Here is a 19259-nt window from a genome sequence, read left to right on the forward strand (position 1 = left end):
AATGTTCAAGCCCCTCTCCCACCGGGAGGGGGGTTGGGGTGAGGGTACGGCGTCGCGACTATCGTGAAGATCGCCTCAACCACAGCATCCAGCGAAAGCAGCACATCGTTATTCCAAAAGCGCAGCACGATCCAGCCTTTCGATTGAAGCCACCGCGTCCTTGCCTGATCGAAGGATGCCTGATGCTGCGATCCGTCCAACTCAACAATCACCTTAGCTTCAATGCAACAAAAGTCTGCGATGTACGGTGCAATCGGATGTTGCCTTCGGAACTTGAAGCCTTGGAGCTGATTCCCACGCGGACGGCGCCAAAGTGCACGCTCTGCCTCGGTCATGTGGCGACGCGATGCACGGGCGTGGGCACGGGTGACGGTAGGCAATGGCGGTTTGATTTTCATCGCTCCACCGTACCCTCACCCCAACCCCTCTCCCGTGGGGAGAGGGGCTTCAAGCACGTCCGTTTTCATGAGCTTTTCTTATCAGACAGCCTGGTCTTGCTGAGGTGGCGCTCGAGGGTCTTGCTCCAAGCGAATCCCGAATCCCGAATCACCAATACCCAATCCCCGCCCTCAAAGCACCCCGCGCTTGATCTGATCGCGCTCGATGCTTTCGAACAACGCCTGGAAATTGCCTTCGCCAAAGCCTTCGTTGCCCTTGCGCTGGATGATCTCGAAGAAGATCGGGCCGATGCAGTTGGTGGTGAAGATCTGCAGCAGCTTGCGCTGCTTGGTATCGGGGTCGGCGTCGATCAGGATCTTGTTGCGGCGCAGGCGTTCGACATCTTCGCCATGCGCGGGGATGCGCAGGTCCACCACATCGAAATACGTGTCCGGCGTATCCAGGAAACTCACGCCGGCGGTGCGCATCTTTTCCACGCTGGTATAGATGTCGTCGGTAAAACAGGCGATGTGCTGGATGCCTTCGCCCTGATACGCGTCCAGATACTCGTTGATCTGGCTCTTGGGGTCGGAGGATTCGTTGAGCGGGATGCGCACGATGCCGTCCGGCGCGGTCATCGCCTTGGACACCAGGCCGGTCTTGGCGCCCTTGATGTCGAAATAGCGGATCTCGCGGAAGTTGAACAGACGCTCGTAATAGTCCGACCAGCGCTGCATGTTGCCGAAATACAGGTTGTGGGTCAGGTGGTCGATGAAGGTCAGTCCGAAGCCGGCCGGGTGCTGGTCGGCACCGTCGATCGGCTCGAAATCGGCGTCGTAGATACTGCCGGCCTCGCCGTAACGGTCCACCAGGTACAGCATGCAATCGCCGATCCCCTTGACCACCGGCGCCGGAACCGCGCGGGTGTCGGGCTTGTTCTGCACGGCTTCACCGCCGTTGCCCAGCACCGTCTGCAGCACGGTCTCGGACGGGGTGCGGAAGCGGATGGCAAAGCCGCAGGCGCAGGGGCCGTGCGCGGCGGCGAAATCGGCAGCGAACGAATCAGGATCTTCGTTGAGCAGGAAGTTGACCCCGCCCTGGCGATAGACGGTAATGGGGCGGCTGCGGTGACGCAGCACCGCGCTGAAGCCCATCTTGCGGAAATAATCGTGCAGCTGCTCCCCCTGGCCGGCCGGTGCGGCGAATTCGACGAACTCGAAGCCGTCGATGCCCATCGGATTGTCGAAGGTGGTGACCTGCATGCCAGGATCGGGGCGGGTTGCAGTGGTGTTCGGTTGTGCGCTCATCTTCGTTTCTCCACGCTTAGGGGGCCGCAGGGCTATGCGGAGTAGCAGAAGACCCGCGAGAATGCGCAGGCCACCCTCGGTTTGTAGTTGCAAATGAAACCAAAATCAAGACACAGTGCAACATGAGCGATCTCGACAGCCCCCATCCGCCGCAATATCCCGTGCTGCTCAACCTCGAGCAGTTCCTGCCGTATCGCCTGAGCGTGCTGTCCAACCGTATCAGCAGCAACATCGCCAAGGTATACGGCGATCGTTACGGCATGGCGATTCCCGAGTGGCGGGTGATCACGATCCTGGCGCTGTATCCGGGTTCCTCGGCCAGCGAGGTCTCCGACCGCACGGCGATGGACAAGGTGGCAGTCAGCCGCGCCGTGGCGCGCCTGCTGGAGCGCGGCTTCATCCGCCGCGAGACCCATGGCGACGATCGCCGCCGCTCGATGCTGGCGTTGTCGCCGGCCGGGCGGCAGGTCTACGAGACCGTCGCGCCGCTGGTCAACGAGATGGAACAACGGCTGATGTCGGTGTTCAGCACCGAAGAACAGCAGGTCCTGGAAACGCTGATCGACCGGCTGGCCAAGGACGGGCTGCCGCGCATGGCCAGCAAGGACTGAGCAGCGCTACGCCGGGAGCCAATGCGTGGTGCCTTGGCGCCGCCCAGGATCGGATCCGGTTGCAATCGGCGCTGGCGCAGCACTGGCCTGGATGCCGTGCCGCGGCGCTGTCGCGCGATTTCGATAGATTGTCGGCGCGCTCGGAAACGACTGTTCGCTGGCTCGCAAATCGCGCATTGACGCAGCGCATCGCATGCCGGTGTGGCTGCCGTCGCCAGCAAGGCCTCATCACATCGCGCCAGGGCTGCGCGCGTGGAAGTCACAGGCTGAGTTCGCGCCGGGCGATAGCCATCGGCACGATGCAAATAAAAACCCCCGCAGCAATGCGGGGGTTTTTGTGTGACGCGTTCGCCCAGCATCAGGCCTGCGGTGGCGCCCACTGCTTGAGGAAATCGAACAGCTTCTTGCGGTCGAAACCCTCGCCCTTGCGCAGCTCCGGGCCGGACTGCGTGGTCAGCAGCTTGCCGTCGCTGTCCAGCACCAGCAGCGACGGGGCGTCGTTGAGCTGGGCGAACGCCGACAGGAAGGCAGCGTTCTCGTTGGCTGCATCGCGGTTGACCTTGACCACCACGAAGTGCGCGTCGCGGAAGCTGCGCAGTTCCGCATCGCCGCCCATCAACTCGTCCAGCGCCTTGCAGGGCTCGCAAGCGGCATTGCCGACATTGAGCACGATGCGCTTGCCGCCGCGCTTGGCCTCGACCTTGGCCGTCTCCAGATCGGCCGCCGGATCGCGCGAGGGGTCGTATTGCGCATTGAGCGCAGCGGCCGCGGCGATGTCGGCCGCGGTCGGCGTGTTGCCCGAAGACACCGGCTGGCTGGGATCGGCGCTGGGCGGCTTCTGCATCGAGGTATCCAACGGCTTGGGCGCCTCCTGCGGGCTGCTGGTCTGCCCGCAGGCGCTCAACAGACCGGTCAGCAGCAGGCCACAGACAAGGGGTTTGATCGGCATCGCTGTTCTCCTCACTTCACACCATGCATCAATTTATTGATCAGCGGCGCGATCAGGAACAGCAACGCGCCGGCGCCCACCAGCGCCCAGAACCCGAACGTATACCCACCCAGCGCCGAGGACACGCTCATGCCTTCGTTTCCGCTGACATGGCCGGCGAAAATGCCCGACAGGTTGTTGCCGATGCCGGTGGACAAAAACCAGCCACCCATGCCGAAACCGACCAGGCGTACCGGGGCCAGCTTGGTCACCATCGACAGGCCGATCGGCGACAGGCACAGCTCGCCGACCGACTGGATGACGTAGACCATGAACAAGGTCCAGAACGGAATCTTGCCGGCGTCGTTGACCAGGCTGGACAGCGCAAACATCAGCAGCAGGAAGGCCAGGCCGTTGAACAGCAGGCCCAGGCCGAACTTGCGCGGAATCGACGGATTGAAGCGGCCGGACTTGACCCAGATCCACGCGATGACCGGTGCCAGCGCAATGATGGCGATGGAGTTCACCGACTGGAACCACGCGGTGGGGAAGGTCCAGCTGCCGAAATTGCGGTTGACGATGTTGTCGGCCAGGAAGGTGAACGAGCTGCCGGCCTGTTCGAAGAACATCCAGAACAGCACGTTGAAGGCGAAGATGATCAGCATCGCGATCACCTTGTCGCGCTGTACCTTGCCTTCACGGATGCCTTCCACCAGCAGCATCACCGACAGGCCGATGAACAGCACCGTCAGCACGATCTGCAACACGTCCGCACCGACGGCGAGCAGGAAGTACACGCCTGGAATCGCCAGCAGGCAGCCCACCAGCACCATCAGCACGCGGCCCATGCCCTGCGCGTTGGGCGCCGGTGCGCCGATGCCCTTGAGCTGGACGCGGCCGAACCAGAACCACACCAGGCTGATCAGCATGCCCACGCCGGAAGCCATGAACACCATCTTGTAGGACGGCATGACTTCAGTGCCGAAGACCTTTTCGGCCAGCAACTGGGTCAACACCGGCGAGATCATCGCGCCCAGGTTGATGCCCATGTAGAAGATGGTGAAGCCGCTGTCGCGGCGCGGATCGGCCACCGAATACAGCTTGCCGACCATGGTGGAAATGTTCGGTTTGAACAGCCCGTTGCCGACCACCACGGTGGCCAGGCCGATCTCGAACATGGTGTGGTCGGGAATGGCGATCAGGAACAGGCCGGTCGCCATGACGGCCGCCCCGACCAGGATGGAGCGCTGGTAACCGAGCACGCGGTCGGCCACGTAGCCGCCGAAGATCGCCGCCGCGTACACCAGCGCCAGGTAGGCGCCATAGGTCCGCCCCGCCGGCGCCTGGCCGGTGGCATCGCCATTGAAGAACTGCGCCACGATGTACAGCACCAGCGCCCAGCGAATGCCGTAGAACGCAAAGCGTTCCCAGAATTCGGTCATGAACAGCAGCCACAACGGCCGGGGGTGGCCGAGCAACGTGGGGAACTCGGGAGGCGCCGGCGGCTGCGGCGGTGTGGAGGCGGATGTCGGCGCGGTCGCGTCAACGCTCATAGAGGTCCCTTGCGTATTCAGTGATGGCTGGGTGCACCGAGGCGAGCCCGGGCGACGCGCGAGGATCACTTAGACGTCATGTACGCGTCAAATTCGCCGGAGTCAGCTGCCTGATGGCCGTGGGTGGAGTTGGCGGAATTTGGCCGCGTGCTGGGGCACCAGGGGCCGGCGTGAGATCGCGCCGGCCCTGTTCCGAAAGCACAAGCGCTTGCGTGCGCTTGCCTTGCCCTTGCGCATGCCTGGCCTTGCTCAGCCCTGCGCGGCGTCCGGGGCGCCTTGCGGGGGGCGGCCGTCCACGCCCACCGAGGTGCGCACGTCGAACAGTTCCGGGAAGAACGTCAGCGCCAGCGCCTGCTGCAGGAAGCCGACGCCGCTGGAGCCGCCGGTGCCGCGCTTGAAGCCGATCACCCGCATCACCGTGCGCATGTGGCGGAAGCGCCACAGCTGGAACTGGGTTTCCACATCCACCAGGTCCTCGCACAGCGCGTACTCGCGCCAGTAGCGGTCGGTGTTTTCGTAGATGCGCTCGAAGACCGGCCGCAGGCTGTCGTCGGCCACGTGTGCGGCGGTCCAGTCGCGGGCCTGGTAGTGCTGCGGAATCGCGTGACCGAAGCGCGCCAGATAGCGCAGGAACTCCTCGTACAGGCTGGGTGCTTCCAGCGCCTCGCGCAGCCGCGCCTGGCCGTGCGGGTCGTAGGCGAACACCTGCAGCATCTGCGGGTTCTTGTTGCCGAGCAGGAACTCGATGTAGCGGTATTGCAGCGACTGGAAGCCCGACGACGGCCCCAGCACGTCGCGAAACCCCATGTACTCGCTCGGGGTGAGCGTTTCCAGCACCGACCACTGCTCGGTCAGTTGCCGCAGGACCTGCTTGCTGCGCGCCAGCACCTTGCGGCATTGCCAGACTTCGTCGCGCTGCAGATGCACGATGGCCGCGCGCAACTCGTGCGCCAGCAGCTTCAGCCACAGCTCGGAGGTCTGGTGCTGGATGATGAACAGCATTTCATCGTGATGCGCCGGCTCGGACAGGGGCTGCTGCGCAGACAGCAGTTGATCCAGCCGCAGATACCCGCCGTAGGTCAGCCGCCCCTCCAGGTCGGTGTGGATGCCAGGTTCCAGGTCACGCAGGTTCTTGTCGACGGGCATGGCATCGCGCTGAAGATCGGGCCACGCAGGGTAACGCAGCGGCCGGGATTCGGGATTCGGGATTCGGGATTGGCGGATGGCGGATGGCGAAGCGTATTGGCCCACGGCTATCGCCGGCCCTGGCTGGCTGCTTGCAGCCCTGGCGGGATTGCCTGAGTGGATCGGGGCCAGCGAGATATGTGCGCAGGTGCCTCGTAGAAAATCCGTATGCACGATTGGCACGCCCGGGCCTCAGTGTCGAGCCCGCTTCCTTCAGCTTTGAACCACTTGGCAGGCGCCCGGTGCGGTCTCAGCCACTGCGCCGCTGTCACCATATCGTCAACCTAGGTCTGCAAATTCATGCAGAATCGAACGGCGCTGCCGGCCAGGGACGTGGCCGGACCAGGGGAGCGTTTCACGTCTCAAGGATCAGGGGACTCTCATCTCATGCATGTGTTGCAGCGTCGTGCAGCCGTATTTCTGTGTGCGCTGGCCGTGGCCGGCCACGCCAATGCCCAGGTCGTCATCAGCCAGGTCTACGGCGGTGGCGGCAATAGCGGCGCCACCCTCCGCAGCGATTTCATCGAGCTGCACAACATCGGCGGTGCCCCGGTCAGCCTGGATGGCTGGTCGGTGCAGTACGCCTCCGCGGCCGGCAGCAGCTGGCAGGTCACCCCGCTGGCGGGCACTGTCCCGGCCGGCGGCTATTACCTGATCAAGCAGGCCGACGGCAGCGGCGGCAGCGTGGCGCTGCCCACGCCCGATGCCATCGGCACGCTGGCCATGAGCGGCACCGCCGGCAAGGTGGCGCTGAGCAATAGCGCCTCCGCGTTGAGCGGCACCTGCCCCACCGGCAATGCCGATCTGGTCGGCTATGGCAGCACGGCCAGCTGCGCCGAAGGCAATGCGCCCACGCCGGCCCCCAGCAACACGCTGGCGGTGCTGCGCGGCAACGACGGTTGCACCGATACCGACAACAACGCCGCCGACTTCGCCACCGGCGCGCCTGCCCCGCGCAATGCCGCCAGCCCCGCGCGCCTGTGCAGCGGCGGCGGCCAGCCGGTCGCCACGCTGGCCGATGTCAGCCAGGCCGAAGGCAATGCCGGCACCCGCAGCTTGGTATTCACCCTGAGCCTGAGCCAGCCGGCCGGTGCGGGCGGGGTGAGCTTCACCGCCGCCACCGTCGATGGCACCGCCACCGCCGGCAGCGACTATGTCGCCCTGCCCGCCACCAGCCTGCGCATCGCCGCTGGCGAACGCAGCGCCACCATTTCCGTCGATGTCCTGGGCGACACCACGCCGGAGCCGGATGAAAGCTTCCGGCTGCAGATCAGCGGCCTCACCGGCGCGCTGCCGGCCACGCTGAGCGCCACCGGCACCATCCTCAACGACGACTTCAGTCTGTTGCCGATCCACGCCATCCAGGGCAAGGGTACGCGCTCGCCGCTGGAGGGCCAGGTGGTGGCCACCTCGGGCATCGTGACGGCACGCCGCAGCGCCGGGTTCTTCCTGCAGGCACCCGATAGCGAAGCCGACGCCGACCCGTCCACCTCCGAAGGCGTGTACGTCTACACCGGCAGCCCACCGCCGGAGGCGGCCGCCATCGGCAACCGGGTGCGCGTGCAGGGCACGGTGATCGAATACGTGCCCACCGCCGACCCCACCCAGCCACCGCTCACCGAGATCGGCGGCAGCCTGACCGTGCTGGCCGATTCCACCGGCAACCCGTTGCCGATGCCGGTGGCGTTGAGCGCGAACTTCCCCAACCCCAACGGTGCCTTCGATCAGCTCGAAGCGCTGGAAGGCATGCGTGTGGCCGCCGCCAGCCTCACCGTCAATACCCCCACCGGCGGCAGCGTCAACGAGACCAACGCCACGGCGACCAGCAATGGCGTCTTCCATGCCGTGGTCACCGGCGTGCCGCGCGCCTACCGCGAGCCGGGCGTGCAGTTGCCCGACCCGCTGCCGGCCGGCTCGCCTGCCGGCGTGCCGCGCTGGAATACCAATCCCGAAGTGATCGCGGTCGGCAGTGCCGGCGTCGGCGCCGAGCGGCTGGATCTGGCCTCCGGCTGCCAGGTGCTCGATGTGGTCGGCCCGCTGGATTACAGCTTCCGCCGCTACACGCTGTATCCGGAACGCACCCCGCAGGTGAGCTGCAACGGTGCCGACCAACCGCGCCCGGCACCGGTACCGCAGGCCGACGACGTGGCCGTGGCGACCTACAACATGGAGCGCTTCTTCGACGACCAGAACGACCCGGCGATCGGCGAACCGGTGCTCACGCCGGCCGCCTTCCAGGCCCGCCTCAACAAGGCCTCGCTGGCGATCCGCAACTACCTGCACACGCCCGACATCCTGGGCACGGTGGAAGTGGAAAACCTCAGCGTGCTGCAGACGCTGGCCGCACGCGTCAACGCCGATGCGGTGGCCGCCGGCCAGCAGGATCCCAAGTACGTGGCGTACCTGCAGGAAGGCAACGACGTGGGCGGCATCGACGTCGGTTTCCTGGTCAAGACCGCACAGATCGCCGGCGGCGTGGCGCGCGTGGAAGTGCTCTCGATCGCTCAGGAAGGCAAGACCACCACCTGGACCGAGCCGGGTGGCGGCGTGAGCCTGCTCAACGACCGCCCGCCGCTGGTACTCACCGCCAACGTGCACCAGGCCGACGGCCGCGTGCTGCCGCTGACCGCCATCGTGGTGCATCAGCGTTCGCTCAACGGCGCCGAAACCGACGATGCCGCCGGCATGCGCATCCGCGCCAAGCGCCAGGCGCAGGCCGAGTATCTGGCGCGCCTGCTGCAAACGCGTCAGCAATTGAATCCCGACGAAAAAGTGCTGGTCATGGGCGACTTCAACGCCTTCGAATTCAACGACGGCTATGTGGATGCGGTGGGCACCGTCACCGGCAAACCGGCGCCGGATGCGCAGACCGTGGTGGGCGGCGATGGCACCGATCTGGTCAACCCGGATTACACCGACCTGACCTGGTTCAACACGCCCGACCAGAGCTACTCGTACGCCTTCGACGGCAACGTGCAGTCGCTGGATCACATCCTGGCCAACGATGCGCTGATGCGCGCGCCGCAGATCGCCTCGCTGTCGGTGGGCCACGCGCGCATCAATGCCGACTTCCCCGGCACCGCGCGTAACGATGCCAATACGCCGACGCGGCTGTCCGATCACGATCCCACCGTGGTGCTGTTGCGCATGACCAAACAGGTCAATGCGGACCTGGGCGTGGCGGTCACTGCTGCGCGTGATCAGGTCACCGAAGGCGAGCGCATCGATTTCAGTGTGGACGTCGAAAACCGCGGCCCCGACAGTGCGGCGTTCGCTGCGGTTGCCTTGGCGTTCGATGCCGCAGTGAGCCCATGCGTCACCGCCGCACCTGGCTGGGTGTGCCAACCGCCGCAGACCGGCACCCAGACGGTGGTCACCTGCACCATTGCAGCGTTGGCAGCCGGTAACGCGCAGAACTTCTCGGTGCAGGTGGAGGCGGATGCGGCATTGGCCGGACGGACGTTGACCCTGGCTGCATCGGCGGCTTCGCAAACCCCCGATCCGCAGTCGGGCAACGACACCGATGCGGCCAGCGTGACGGTACAGGCGCAACCCCGCAGCGACCTGGCGGTACGTTTCGACGGCCCAAGCAGCCTGCCGACCACCGCCTTCAGCGCCACCTACCGCGTGCTGGTGAGCAATGTCGGCGCCGCACCGGCGCAAGGCTCCGGCCTGGTGATCGAAGGCAACACGGTGTCGGCGTTGTCGCAATTGGTACCGCCGCAAGGCTGGCGTTGCGACAAGCAGACCCAATCGCTGCGTCGGGCCCGCTTCGTCTGCAGCACCGCCGCGGTGGTACTGCCCGGCGCGCAGGCAACTTTCCAGTTGACCGTCGCTGCCAGGCCCATCCCGGCCGACGGCGCGGTGCGGGTGCAGGCCACGGCCACCTCGCGTTCGCCCGATGCCAACCCAGCCGACAACACTGCGCTGATCGTCACGCCGATCGGCGGAGGTGATGGGCGCCGCTGATCGCAGTGCAACACGTCGCAGTTCTCTACTGCGACAAAGGGCGCGGCCTGGTCCGCGCCCTTTTTTTTGTGCAAGCCAGCATGATTGTCTGCTGCGGTGCAGGACAGCGTTTTGCTTCGCCGTCCTTAACATGGCAACTCATATCATTTGAAACTTCTTGATGAAGGTGTCGTCGCAATGAGCGTAGCCGCGCAGTTCCAGATCGACTATCTGCAATACATGGACGCGGACGGCCAATGGGTCCGCGACGACCTTCCGGCCGACGCCGCCAACCCGCAACAGCTGCTCGCCCTGTTCAAGCGCATGTTGTTCGTGCGCACCTTCGACACCAAGTCAGTGGCCCTGCAGCGCACCGGCAAGCTGGGCACCTACGCGGCCTGCATCGGCCACGAAGCCACGCATGTGGGCATCGGCGCTTCGATGCGCAGCGGCGATGTGTTCGCGCCCAGCTACCGCGAATACGGCACCATGTTCGAACGCGGCGTGCGCCCGCGCGATGTGCTGCTGTACTGGGGCGGCGACGAGCGCGGCAGCGACTATCCGCGCGATGCCGATGCGGCGATCGACTTCCCGATCTGCGTGCCCATTTCCACCCAGTGCCTGCACGCCGCCGGCTCGGCGCTGTCGTTCAAGCTGCAGGGCAAACCGCAGGTTGCGGTGGCCTGCTGCGGCGACGGTGGCAGCTCCAAGACCGACTTCTATGCCGCGCTCAATTCGGCCGGCGCCTACAAGCTGCCGCTGATCCTGTGCGTGATCAATAACGGCTGGGCGATCTCGGTGCCGCGCTCGGCGCAGACCGGCGCGCAGACGCTTGCGCAGAAGGGCCTGGCCGGCGGCCTGCAGTGCCTGCAGGTGGACGGCAACGATCTGGTTGCCGTGCTCGAAGCCATGCGTCAGGCACGCGTGCGCGCACTGGCCGGCGATGGCGGCACGGTGATCGAGTTTTTGACCTATCGCCTGTCCGACCACACCACCGCCGACGACGCGCGGCGCTATCGCGGCGAAGAAGAGGTCAAGCAGGGCTGGGCGCGCGAACCGCTGCTGCGCCTGCGCCGCTACCTCACCGCGCAAGGCCTGTGGGACGCCGCCCAGGAAGACGCCTGGAAGGCCGAATGCAGCGCGCGCGTGGACGAAGAGGTCAACGCCTATCTCAACACGCCGGTGCAGCCGGTCGAAGCGATGTTCGATTACCTCTACGGCGACCCGCCGGCCGAGTTGCTGGCACAGCGCGCCGAGGTGATGGCGCTGGAGTCGCGCCATGGATGAGCTCACCCATGTGCCCGCAGACACCTCGCAGCACGCCAGTGCCCCTTACAACGCTGCGGCAACGCGCGGAGAGATCGCCATGAGTTCGCCCATCACCCTGATCGAAGCCATCACCCAGGCGCTAGCCTGGGAGCTGGAACACGACCCCGCGGTACTGGTGCTGGGCGAGGATGTCGGCGTCAACGGTGGCGTGTTTCGTGCCACCGCCGGCCTGCAGCAACGCTTCGGCAGCGACCGCGTGCTGGACACGCCGCTGGACGAAACCACCATCGCCGGGCTGAGCGTCGGGCTGGCCGCGCAAGGCATGAAGCCGGTGGCCGAAGCGCAGTTCGACGGCTTCGTGTATCCGATGGTCGACCATCTGATCTGCCACGCCGCCCGCCTGCGCAACCGCACCCGTGGCCGCCTGCATTGCCCGATGGTGCTGCGCGTGCCGTGGGGCGGTGGCATCCGCGCGCCGGAACATCACAGCGAAGCCAACGAAGCCATCTTCACCAACGTGCCGGGCCTGCGCGTGGTGCTGCCGTCCTCGCCGCAGCGCGCCTACGGCCTGCTGCTGGCCGCCATCCGCGACCCGGATCCGGTCATCTACATGGAGCCCAAGCGCATCTATCGCCAGTACAAGGAAGTGGTGGCCAACGATGGGCAAGCGCTGCCGCTGGATGTGTGCTTCGTGTTGCGCGACGGCACCGATGTCACCCTAGTGACCTGGGGCGCGCAGGTGAAAGAGGCGCTGGAAGCGGCCGACAAACTCGCTGGCGAAGGCATCAGCGCCGAAGTCATCGACGTGGCCACGTTGCGCCCGCTGGACTTCGACACCATCGCCGAATCGGTGGCCAAGACCGGCCGCTGCGTGATCGTGCAGGAAGCCCCGCGCACCGCCGGTTTCGGTGCGGAAATCGCCGCGCGCCTGGCCGAACAGTCGATGTACGACCTGGTGGCGCCAGTGGAACGCGTCACCGGTTACGACACGCATATCCCGCTGTTCCGGCTGGAAATGAAGTTCCTGCCGAGCGTGGAGCGCATCGTCGCCGCGGCACGTCGCGCGGTGGCTGCCGGCTGATATGCGCGCCCGTCTGCTTTGCGACCATCGCGCCGCCTACGCCAACCCGGTCCGCTTCCAGGCAGGCCAGCAGGTCGGCGTGGGCGTGCGCGACGAAGAATGGCCGGCGTTTGCCTGGGTCACGACCGATAGCGGACGCGCCGGTTGGGCGCCGCTGGCCTGGTTGCGCCCGCTGGGGGACGGCCGGGCCGAAGCCCTGCGCGATTACGACGCACGCGAACTCGATGCCCAGACAGGCGAGGACGTGTTGCTGCATCACGAACACGGTGGCTGGTGGTGGTCCGAACGTGCCGACGGCACGCAGGGCTGGCTGCCGGCCGCCGACCTTGAACTCCTCGACGACACCACGCCGCAGCTGCCGGCCGCGCAAGAGAACCTGCCATGAGCGACAACAAGAATTTCCACCTGCCCGACCTGGGCGAAGGCCTGCCCGACGCCACCATCGTGGAATGGTTCGTCAAGGAGGGCGACACCGTGCGCCTGGACGACCCGCTGGTGTCGATGGAAACCGCCAAGGCGGTGGTCGAGGTGCCCTCGCCGTTTTCCGGGACCGTGGTCAAGCTCGCCGGCGCCGCCGGCGATGTGATCGTGACCGGCTCGGTGCTGGCGCAGTTCGCGCTGGATGCCTCGCAGCCGCAACGCGCCGACGGCCAGGACACCGGCCATTCGCATGGACCGGCGCCGACGCACGCACCCACGCCCAGCACCGGCGACAGCGCGGCTGGGCACACCACGCGCGTGGTGGCCTCCGATAACGGCGGCGAAATTGCCGATGCCGATGCTGGCGATGGCAGCAGCGATCGCGACGATGCCGGCACCGTGGTCGGCGCGATGCAGAGCTCCAACGCCGTGCAGAGCGAGCAGGCCATTACCGTCGGCGGCGTGCGCGCCATGCCGGTGGTGCGCGCGCTGGCGCGCAAGCTGCGTGTGGACTTGGTACAGGTGCGCGCTACCGGCCCGGACGGCACGGTCACGCTGGCAGACGTAAAGCAGGCAGCGGCCGCCGGTACCGCGCAGCCCTCACCCGGCGCGCACGGCGCGCCGACCTCTCCTGCCAGCGGGCGAGGTGGTCCGATCGGTGACGGTGGGAGAGCTGCTGGGAGCGCTGCCGACGGCAGGGATCGACCCGCAACAGCACCCCTTCTTCCGCCTGCGGGAGAAGGTGCCCGCAGGGCGGACGAGGGCAACGCCCGCTCCACGCTGTCGGCCAGCGGCAAGCCGATGCGCACCCAGTCGCCCGGCATCAGCGCCAAGGGCCAACCCGAGCAACTCAAGGGCGTGCGCCGCAACATGGCACGTGTGATGGCCGATGCACACACCAAGGTGGTGCCGACCACGCTCAACGACGATGCCGATCTGCACGCCTGGCAGCCCGGTAACGATGTCACCGTGCGTCTGGTGCGCGGTATCGTGCGCGCCTGCCAGGCGGTGCCCGCACTCAATGCCTGGTTCGACGGCGACGCACTCAGCCGCACCCTGCACCACCAGGTCGACATCGGCATTGCCGTGGATACCGAAGAAGGCCTGTTCGTGCCGGCGTTGCGCAACGCCGACATGCTGGATGCGCATGGCATTCGCGAAGGCGTCAACCGGCTGCGCCAGCAGGTGGAAAGCCGCAGCATCGCCGCGTCCGAACTGAGCGGCTACACCATCTCGCTGTCCAACTTCGGCATGTTTGCCGGCCGCTACGCCACGCCGGTGGTGGTGCCGCCCTGCGTGGCGATCGTGGCCGCCGGCCGCGCGCGCTACCAGCTCACCCCGGTGATGGGCGGCGTGGAAACGCACAAGGTGATGCCGCTGTCGCTGACCTTCGATCACCGCGCCGCCACCGGTGGTGAAGCGGCGCGCTTCCTGCGCGCCTTGCTGGACGATCTGGCGTTGGCCAACTGAGCACTTGCGCGGCGGCTTGCCGGCTCGCCGCGCAGGCTGGAAAACGCCCCGGCAGCAACCGCGAACGCGGGTACACGCAGATGCGCGCGTGTGCCAGGTGGACGAGCGCAATGCAGCGGATGATTTCCAACGTCAGCGGCGCCCGCAGCCGCGCAATGTTGCGGTGTGCTAAGGAACCTCGATCAAGCGCCAGGTTGGTTGCACCAAGTTCAGATTCGCAGCATGGACAAGAACACGGCGCCAGTGCTGACGTCGCTTGCGCTCTCGCATCTGTCACGATGCGCCGGCAGCCGCTGCCACTGGATGATCCTGCCTGGCGTAGCGACAAGCCCTTCAGACACAGCAAACCTCATTCGACAAGCCTGCCGTTGCGCTTTCCATCAGGGTCGCCTTATTACATACCGAAAAAAAGCCCGCTGGGAAGCGGGCCTGTGAAGGTAAGGAAAGTAAATAATATTTGGTAATTGTCTCAGGATTCTAAGGCGTGACGGATCTTTCGAGCTCTGGATGCTTCGATTGACATGCTGTAGGTCTTATCGCGCTGGACCTGGAACTCCTCCAGTCTACGGCTCAGCGACTCCTTGTAGACAGCGGCTCTGCCTGACCTCACGTCGGTACCCGACGCGCCAGGCTGATCTGCCTCGAGCTCGTCGATGGTGCGCCTGGAATGCGCATGCTTGTAGAAGTTTGCCGGCAGCAACCTGGTTCCTTTAAGCAAATAGACGCCAAGCTCGTTAAGGTGCTGACTTTCGGGAGTCATCCCCTTGATATTTCCTTTCTTTCGAAGATCTTTATGCCATTGGTCAAAGGTGCTTCTTTCCTGGTATGCCGCCAGGGCATAATCAAGAGAAAATATGACACACCCACCGATTGACTTAAGTGCTTCCGCCTCAATCACAGCAAACGAAATTTTCCTACCGAACTGAGACGTGAGATTTTCTCTCATTTTCACGAAACCAGGCATATGGTCCGGATTGTAAGCAGACGCAGGCTCCAATGCGATAATCGTCGTGTGTCCACTCTCGTGGTTGCGCACGTCGAACGCGACGCGATGCCATCTCCTAGGGTCTTCATCCAGCCGCACTACCGCTCTTAATGGCAATCCTGTTTTATGCCAGCGACTCAGGTCATGTAAAAACTGCCCCGGAGTGTCGAAGCTGCGCAGGTTTAGATTATTCAATCTATTGTCGTAGGAGCGGACCAGATGGGGGAGATTTTCAATGTCCATCAGCCGAAGTGACTCGCTGATGGGTTCATTTCGCCTCAGTTGATCAAGGGTTGCGTTGGCATAGGAGACCAGGCTTGGCGGGGCTAAATGTCCGCGCGACTCCACCGCATCCGACAAGGCCTCGGCCTTCTTGCGAGGCCTTGTCGGGAGAGCGGAAAAAGCAGAGTTACTGGGCGGGGAATCCGGCGGCGGAGAGGCCGGAGGCGTAGACGCCTTACTACTGGGTGCTGAGTCAGCCTCCGGAATATGATGTTGAAAACGACTGCTGCTTGAGCCGCCCACTCCTAATGATCTGAAAAATTTCTTCATTTTTACCACCATTTTTTGTATGGATCTGAATTGCACTCTTATGGAGTCGCACATATATTTATTAGATCGCGCTAATCGAAGAACTCGGTTTCGTTGCGCGAAGATCTAGGCAATAATGCGAAAAGCTGAAAAACCCTGAACGAAGCACTACAGATAAGCTACACTAATTCACGCTGAAGAGTGATCTGCGCAACTGATGTTCGGTGACTAACCGACCCCAAAAAAGCCGGGCCACGGCCGTGGATTAGTCGCATTGGACGCAGCACACCTCGGGTCGACACACCGGTTGTTGCCACTGCCGCTTGGCGGCGCCATGGAGCGCCATGCGCGGCCAGCGCACCTGCACTTCGTTTCGGCATGCACGCCGTCGACAATGCGCGGATAATCGCGCGATGTCACTGAAAGCAGATTTGCTGTCGCTACAGCTACAGCCCGTATTCGAGTCCGCGCTCGCCAGGGCCGGTGTGCATGCGCTCACGCCGATCCAGGTCGCGATGATTCCGCCGATGCTGGCCGCACGCGACCTGATCGCCACCGCGCAGACCGGCTCGGGCAAGACCCTGGCGTATGCCTTGCCGCTGCTGCTGCAGCGCCTGCAGGCGCCGGAACAGGCGCCGCGCGTGCTGGGCGGGCTGATCCTGGTACCGACGCGTGAGCTGGTCGCGCAGGTCGCGCAGACCCTGCTGTCGCTGGCCGCCGCCTTGCCGCGACGGCTGAAGATCGTCGCCGCCACCGGCGGTGAAGCCATCAATCCGCAGCTGATGGCCTTGCGCGGTGGCGCCGACATCGTCATCGCCACCCCGGGGCGGCTGCTGGACCTGGTGACGCACAATGCGCTGCGCCTCTCGCAGGTAAGCACGCTGGTGCTGGACGAAGCCGATCGCCTGCTCGACCTGGGCTTTGGCGCCGAGCTCGATCGCATCCTGGCCTTGCTGCCGGCGCAGCGGCAAAGCGTGCTGGTCTCGGCCACCTTCCCAGCCGCCATCGCGTCGCTGGCCAAGCGTCGCCTGCGCGATCCGTTGCGCATCACCCACGACGCCATGCCCGAACAGGCACCGTCGATCACGCAACGCGCCATCGCAGTGGATGCCGGCCAACGTACGCAGCTGCTGCGTCACCTGCTGCTGGAACACGGATGGCCGCAACTGCTGGTCTTCGTCGCCAGCCGCCACGGCGCCGACAAGGTTGCCGAGAAACTAAGCAAGACCGGCATCGCCGCCTTGCCGCTGCACGGCGAATTGAGCCAGGGCCGCCGCGAACGCACGCTGCGCGCCTTCAAACAGGCGGACGTGCAGGTGCTGGTGGCCACCGACCTGGCCGGGCGCGGCATCGACATCGACGCCTTGCCGGCCGTGCTCAATTACGACCTGCCCCGCTCCACTGTCGACTACACCCACCGCATCGGCCGCACCGCACGCGCCGGTGCCAGCGGCGTGGCGATCAGCTTCGTCACGGCAGACAGCGCCCAGCAGTGGCGGCTGATCGAAAAACGCCAGGGCCTGCGCGTGCCGACCAGCGTGATCGAAGGGTTCGAGCCAACCCCGGTCCAGGCGCCTGCCCCCGACCATGCGCCCGGCGCAGCGGTGCGTGCAGCGGATGACAACGGCGGCATCAAGGGCAAGCGGCCGAGCAAGAAGGACAAATTACGTGCCGCGGCGCAGGCGCAGGCTGGCAAGCCAGGCTGAGAGTAGCGAACGCATCGTCGCGAGCAGTCTTAGCACCGGCGCGTGATGACTGCGCCCACACCGCCGCACTGCAGCGCGGGCTGGCCTGGCAACCGCCCGCCTCGGCAGCCGAAAGCGCTCAGCATGCCTAAGCCGCAACCGCCCAGCAAAACGCTCTGGCGCAACAGCAGTCGGCCAGCCACGGCCCGCTCGAACCGCTGCGTCCGAGCGGCAAGTGCCCGCTACCAAGCACCAGCAGGGTTGGCCGGTGGCAGCGTCCCCGTCGCTTCGCCAACAAGGGCGCTCGCCAGCGTCAAGGCACCGCAGGCCTCCTGCACCCCTGCCAGTTGCCATCCGCAACGCGCGAGGCCTGGCTCGTCCATGCGATACGGTCGACAATCCGCCAGCAACTGCTCGTTCCGCAGCGGTGCGCCGCCGACGGGACGACGATCAAACCTCAATCCTGCTCGAAATCCAGTTCGCCATCACCGAACGCATGATCGCTCTGCGCGCGTGGCGTGCGCTTGCCCGGCTTGCGCAGGATTTCGACGAAGAACTGCTCGCCACCGTCGGCGACGAGTGCGTTGATCGAGCGGATCAGCTCGGCCGGCGGCAGTGCCACGGCGCTGGCTTCATCCACACCGAAGCGCATCTCGAAGTCCCAGTAGTCCGCGCCGGCCGGCAGCTCCTTGCGGCGCTCGCGGCGGATGTACTTGCGGATATCGTGCTTGCTGGATTCCAGCAGACGATCGCGGTTCTTGCCTTCGAGGTTGAGCTGGTAGGTCTTGCGCATGGCGACATCGGTGGTGGGGACTGGCCGCCTATTGTGAGGCCAAGGCGGCATCCTCGGTGAATCCAGCATCAAGTGGCGCTGCAGAACCGCCAAATGGCGGCATGCGCGCCTGGACTGACGCAATCGCGCCGTACGGCCCACCCCTGCGTTCACGGCCGCATCGACGCCCTGACGCATCTCACCGCAGCCCGAGCTGCTTGCGCAGGCTGCCGTCCACCGCGCTGGCGGGCAGGAACCGGCGCAGCTTGCTCAGCAGCGATGCCTGCCCGGCGGGTGTGCGGCGCATGCGCCACCTGCCCAGCGCCGCCTCCACCACGGTGGCGGCCACGCCATGCGGTTCCGGCGCGGTGTCGATGCTGTGCGTGACTGCCCGCGCCACCACGCCACGCTCGCGGTCGTAACCGGCAATGGTGGCCTGCACCACCGGCGAATTGCTGCCCAGGCTGGTTTTCGTATACGCAGGCTCCACCAGCGTCACGCGAATGCCGAATTGACGCAGCTCGTGATCCAGCGTTTCCGACAGCCCTTCCACCGCATGTTTGGAGGCGGCATACACGCCCATGTACGGCGCCGGCAGGAACCCCAGCACCGAGCTGACATTGACGATGCGGCCCTGGCCGCGTGCACGCATGTGCGGCAGCACGGCCTGCACGGTGCGCAGGATGCCGAGTAGGTTGATGTCGAATAATGCGGCCGCTTCGTCGACGCTGGTTTCTTCAATGGCACCGACAAGATTGGTGCCTGCGTTATTGACCAGCACATCGATGCGGCCCGCGCGGGCGATGATGCCATCGACCGCACGCTGCACCGAAGCGGCATCGCGGATATCCATTTCCACCAGCTCCACGGCCGTCAACGGTGTGGCACCGGCCAGGTGACGCACGCTGCCGTAAACGATGCAGCCGGCTCGGGCGAAGTGTTCTGCGGCGGCACGGCCAATGCCGGACGACACGCCCGTGATCAGCACAACGGTCTGCTGTTGCATTGCGGTTCCTTCAATCAAGAGAAAGACATCGGCGATACGCGTGCGGCCTGCAGGGCATGCGTTCGGAAGGTGGTGACGATGGCGCACGACATTGCGCTGCGACGGCACCGTGGCCACCGTCGCAGAAGTG

The 19259-nt window shown here is 65.4% G+C and carries 15 protein-coding genes; 7 read left to right on the forward strand and 8 right to left on the reverse strand.

Annotated features, from left to right (window positions below; genetic code table 11):
• Positions 1-5 precede the first annotated feature (5 nt).
• Both LN450_RS07455 and hppD read right to left on the reverse strand, forming a co-directional pair.
• The gene (locus tag LN450_RS07455; RefSeq protein WP_011346146.1) at positions 6-398 is read right to left on the reverse strand and encodes an endonuclease domain-containing protein; all 393 of its coding nucleotides are present in this window, start codon (positions 396-398) and stop codon (positions 6-8) included.
• Positions 399-569: 171 nt separating this feature from the next.
• On the reverse strand, positions 570-1685 hold the full coding sequence (gene hppD / locus LN450_RS07460) for a 4-hydroxyphenylpyruvate dioxygenase (RefSeq protein WP_039417697.1): 1116 nt from the start codon (positions 1683-1685) through the stop codon (positions 570-572).
• A gap of 122 nt (positions 1686-1807) precedes the next feature.
• On the opposite strand from hppD, the gene LN450_RS07465 reads away from it, so the two are divergent.
• Positions 1808-2296, forward strand: a complete 489-nt coding sequence (locus LN450_RS07465; RefSeq protein ID WP_011346144.1) for a MarR family winged helix-turn-helix transcriptional regulator — start codon at positions 1808-1810, stop codon at positions 2294-2296.
• 358 nt (positions 2297-2654) lie between these two features.
• Here LN450_RS07465 and LN450_RS07470 read toward each other — a convergent pair whose 3' ends face one another.
• The 3 genes from LN450_RS07470 to LN450_RS07480 all read right to left on the reverse strand — a co-directional run bounded on the left by LN450_RS07470 (position 2655) and on the right by LN450_RS07480 (position 5923).
• Positions 2655-3245, reverse strand: coding sequence for a thioredoxin family protein (locus LN450_RS07470; RefSeq protein WP_008575538.1), 591 nt, complete (start codon positions 3243-3245; stop codon positions 2655-2657).
• An 11-nt stretch (positions 3246-3256) separates the two neighbouring features.
• Complete coding sequence (locus tag LN450_RS07475; RefSeq protein WP_011346143.1) at positions 3257-4777, reverse strand: peptide MFS transporter; 1521 nt, start codon at positions 4775-4777, stop codon at positions 3257-3259.
• 249 nt (positions 4778-5026) lie between these two features.
• Positions 5027-5923, reverse strand: a complete 897-nt coding sequence (locus LN450_RS07480; protein ID WP_008575535.1) for a tryptophan 2,3-dioxygenase — start codon at positions 5921-5923, stop codon at positions 5027-5029.
• Positions 5924-6349: 426 nt separating this feature from the next.
• Between LN450_RS07480 and LN450_RS07485 the strand changes: the two genes are divergently transcribed.
• The 5 genes from LN450_RS07485 (at position 6350) to LN450_RS07505 (ending at position 14150) form a co-directional block, all read left to right on the forward strand.
• The gene (locus LN450_RS07485) at positions 6350-9931 is read left to right on the forward strand and encodes a lamin tail domain-containing protein (RefSeq protein WP_011346141.1); all 3582 of its coding nucleotides are present in this window, start codon (positions 6350-6352) and stop codon (positions 9929-9931) included.
• A 177-nt stretch (positions 9932-10108) separates the two neighbouring features.
• Positions 10109-11197 carry a pyruvate dehydrogenase (acetyl-transferring) E1 component subunit alpha gene (gene pdhA / locus LN450_RS07490; RefSeq protein ID WP_008575531.1) on the forward strand — a complete coding sequence of 363 codons (1089 nt, stop codon included), beginning with the start codon at positions 10109-10111 and terminating at the stop codon, positions 11195-11197.
• Positions 11190-12260 (forward strand): alpha-ketoacid dehydrogenase subunit beta, encoded by a 1071-nt coding sequence (locus LN450_RS07495; protein ID WP_011346140.1) that lies wholly within the window; start codon positions 11190-11192, stop codon positions 12258-12260. Before pdhA ends, LN450_RS07495 begins: the two co-directional genes overlap by 8 nt.
• A 1-nt stretch (position 12261) precedes the next feature.
• Complete coding sequence (locus LN450_RS07500; protein ID WP_008575527.1) at positions 12262-12645, forward strand: SH3 domain-containing protein; 384 nt, start codon at positions 12262-12264, stop codon at positions 12643-12645.
• Positions 12642-14150 (forward strand): dihydrolipoamide acetyltransferase family protein, encoded by a 1509-nt coding sequence (locus LN450_RS07505; protein ID WP_011346139.1) that lies wholly within the window; start codon positions 12642-12644, stop codon positions 14148-14150. The genes LN450_RS07500 and LN450_RS07505 overlap by 4 nt, the downstream gene beginning before the upstream one ends.
• A 469-nt stretch (positions 14151-14619) precedes the next feature.
• On the opposite strand, the gene avrRxv is transcribed toward LN450_RS07505, so the two are convergent.
• The gene (gene avrRxv, locus LN450_RS07510) at positions 14620-15741 is read right to left on the reverse strand and encodes a type III secretion system YopJ family effector AvrRxv (protein ID WP_011346137.1); all 1122 of its coding nucleotides are present in this window, start codon (positions 15739-15741) and stop codon (positions 14620-14622) included.
• A gap of 338 nt (positions 15742-16079) precedes the next feature.
• Between avrRxv and LN450_RS07515 the strand changes: the two genes are divergently transcribed.
• Positions 16080-17372 carry a DEAD/DEAH box helicase gene (locus tag LN450_RS07515; RefSeq protein ID WP_039417816.1) on the forward strand — a complete coding sequence of 431 codons (1293 nt, stop codon included), beginning with the start codon at positions 16080-16082 and terminating at the stop codon, positions 17370-17372.
• A gap of 436 nt (positions 17373-17808) precedes the next feature.
• Here the strand turns inward: LN450_RS07515 and LN450_RS07520 are convergent, their stop codons facing one another.
• Both LN450_RS07520 and LN450_RS07525 read right to left on the reverse strand, forming a co-directional pair.
• Positions 17809-18144 (reverse strand): DUF6172 family protein, encoded by a 336-nt coding sequence (locus LN450_RS07520; RefSeq protein WP_008575519.1) that lies wholly within the window; start codon positions 18142-18144, stop codon positions 17809-17811.
• Between the two features lie 178 nt (positions 18145-18322).
• Positions 18323-19246 (reverse strand): oxidoreductase, encoded by a 924-nt coding sequence (locus LN450_RS07525; protein WP_039417818.1) that lies wholly within the window; start codon positions 19244-19246, stop codon positions 18323-18325.
• Positions 19247-19259: the final 13 nt, after the last annotated feature.

Source organism: Xanthomonas euvesicatoria pv. euvesicatoria (assembly GCF_020880415.1).
GTDB classification, from domain to species: domain Bacteria; phylum Pseudomonadota; class Gammaproteobacteria; order Xanthomonadales; family Xanthomonadaceae; genus Xanthomonas; species Xanthomonas euvesicatoria.

Coding starts and splice junctions, on each gene's coding strand:
- LN450_RS07470 (WP_008575538.1), bottom strand. CDS start 3,245: ATGCCGATCAAACCCCTTGTCTGTGGCCTGCTGCTGACCGGTCTGTTG.
- LN450_RS07505 (WP_011346139.1), top strand. CDS start 12,642: ATGAGCGACAACAAGAATTTCCACCTGCCCGACCTGGGCGAAGGCCTG.
- LN450_RS07500 (WP_008575527.1), top strand. CDS start 12,262: ATGCGCGCCCGTCTGCTTTGCGACCATCGCGCCGCCTACGCCAACCCG.
- hppD (WP_039417697.1), bottom strand. CDS start 1,685: ATGAGCGCACAACCGAACACCACTGCAACCCGCCCCGATCCTGGCATG.
- pdhA (WP_008575531.1), top strand. CDS start 10,109: ATGAGCGTAGCCGCGCAGTTCCAGATCGACTATCTGCAATACATGGAC.
- LN450_RS07495 (WP_011346140.1), top strand. CDS start 11,190: ATGGATGAGCTCACCCATGTGCCCGCAGACACCTCGCAGCACGCCAGT.
- LN450_RS07515 (WP_039417816.1), top strand. CDS start 16,080: ATGTCACTGAAAGCAGATTTGCTGTCGCTACAGCTACAGCCCGTATTC.
- LN450_RS07485 (WP_011346141.1), top strand. CDS start 6,350: ATGCATGTGTTGCAGCGTCGTGCAGCCGTATTTCTGTGTGCGCTGGCC.
- LN450_RS07520 (WP_008575519.1), bottom strand. CDS start 18,144: ATGCGCAAGACCTACCAGCTCAACCTCGAAGGCAAGAACCGCGATCGT.
- avrRxv (WP_011346137.1), bottom strand. CDS start 15,741: ATGTGCGACTCCATAAGAGTGCAATTCAGATCCATACAAAAAATGGTG.
- LN450_RS07475 (WP_011346143.1), bottom strand. CDS start 4,777: ATGAGCGTTGACGCGACCGCGCCGACATCCGCCTCCACACCGCCGCAG.
- LN450_RS07465 (WP_011346144.1), top strand. CDS start 1,808: ATGAGCGATCTCGACAGCCCCCATCCGCCGCAATATCCCGTGCTGCTC.
- LN450_RS07455 (WP_011346146.1), bottom strand. CDS start 398: ATGAAAATCAAACCGCCATTGCCTACCGTCACCCGTGCCCACGCCCGT.
- LN450_RS07480 (WP_008575535.1), bottom strand. CDS start 5,923: ATGCCCGTCGACAAGAACCTGCGTGACCTGGAACCTGGCATCCACACC.